Raw genomic sequence first — 1,482 nt, forward strand, 5'->3', positions numbered from 1 at the left:
GTCGGCCCTGAATAACCCACAACTCGTTGGGACAGAAGGATTCTTCGTCGCCCCGAAGCATTGTAAAATGCCAGCATCTGGGGAAGGACCCGCTCAAACCTGGTGTTTTGCCATGGGACCCAAGCCGACGCTGCCGAGTTCCGGCGATCTCTACCGCAGCCGTCTCGATCAGATCCTCGATCCCCGCCACGCGTTGTTTCGCCTGGCGGGTTTGATCGACTGGGACCGCTTCGATCAGGAGTTCGGCCGCTTCTATCGGCCCCTGGGGCGGCCCGCGAAACCGACGCGCCTGATGGTCGGACTGTCGTATCTCCAGCATACCTTCAACCTGTCCGATGAGGCGGTGGTGCAGCGCTTCATCGAGAATCCCTATTGGCAGTGGTTCTGTGGCTGCGAATACTTCCAGCATGAGCTGCCGTGCGATCCGAGCTCGCTGACGCGCTGGCGCAAGCGGCTCGGACCCGACGGACTGAAGAGGCTGCTGGCGGCCACCATCCAGGCTGGGCTGGAGAGCGGCACGGTGCAGCCCTCCAGTCTGGAGCGGATCAGCGTCGACACCACGGTGCAGCCCAAGGCGATCACTCATCCCACCGACGCGAAGCTCTATCTCAAGGCGTTGCAGGCTCTGGTGCGGCAGGCCAAGCGGCACGGCCTCGAGCTGCGTCAGGCCCACACCCGCCTGGCCAAGCGCGCCGCCGTGCAGGTCGGTCGCTATGCCCATGCCCGCCAGATGCGGCGCATGCGGCGCGAGTTGAAGCGGCTGAAGACCTATCTCGGGCGCGTCTACCGCGATGTCGCAAGGAAAGTCGCCGGGGACGAGGGCCTCGCCCTTCGCTTTGCCCGTCTGCTGGGGCTGACGGAACGCCTTCTGACCCAGGAGCGCACGAGCAAGAACAAGCTCTACAGCCTGCATGCGCCCGAGGTGGTGTGCATCGCCAAAGGCAAAGCGCATCGCCCGTACGAGTTCGGCAGCAAGGTCGCACTGGCGGTGACCAACCGCGAAGGCTTCGTGCTCGCGTCCCGATCGCTGGAGGGCAATCCGTATGACGGCCATACGTTGGACGCTACCATCGGCCAGGTCATCGCCATGACGGACGTGGAGCCCGCGCGCATCTACGTCGACCAAGGCTACCGCGGGCATGACTATGCGCACAAGGAGCGCGTGTTCATCATGCGACAGCGGCGAGGGCTCACGCCAACGATCAGGCGGGAGCTGAGACGCCGCTCAGCCATCGAGCCGATGATCGGACACATGAAGGCGGACGGGCGGCTGGGACGCAATCACCTGCTCGGAGCCGCCGGCGATGCGATCAACGCGCTGCTCGTGGCCGCCGGGCACAACCTGCGGCTGATCCTGAACTGGCTCAGGCTTTTTGTTGCCTGGATCATGGCAGCTCTGATGGATTCATCCGCCATCGGATACGGCCCACGAGCCCTGGAATGCAATTGCCGCCTGATCAAACGGCATTGTTCAGGGCCGAC

Annotated in this window: 1 protein-coding gene; it reads left to right on the forward strand. The window is 64.2% G+C overall.

Annotated features, from left to right (window positions below):
* Nucleotides 1–112 precede the first annotated feature (112 nt).
* On the forward strand, nt 113–1,482 hold a 1,370-nt coding region (locus tag FS320_RS43290; protein ID WP_244627763.1), incomplete at its 3' end, for an IS5 family transposase.

Source organism: Microvirga tunisiensis (genome assembly GCF_009296175.1).
Taxonomy (GTDB): Bacteria; Pseudomonadota; Alphaproteobacteria; order Rhizobiales; family Beijerinckiaceae; genus Microvirga; species Microvirga tunisiensis.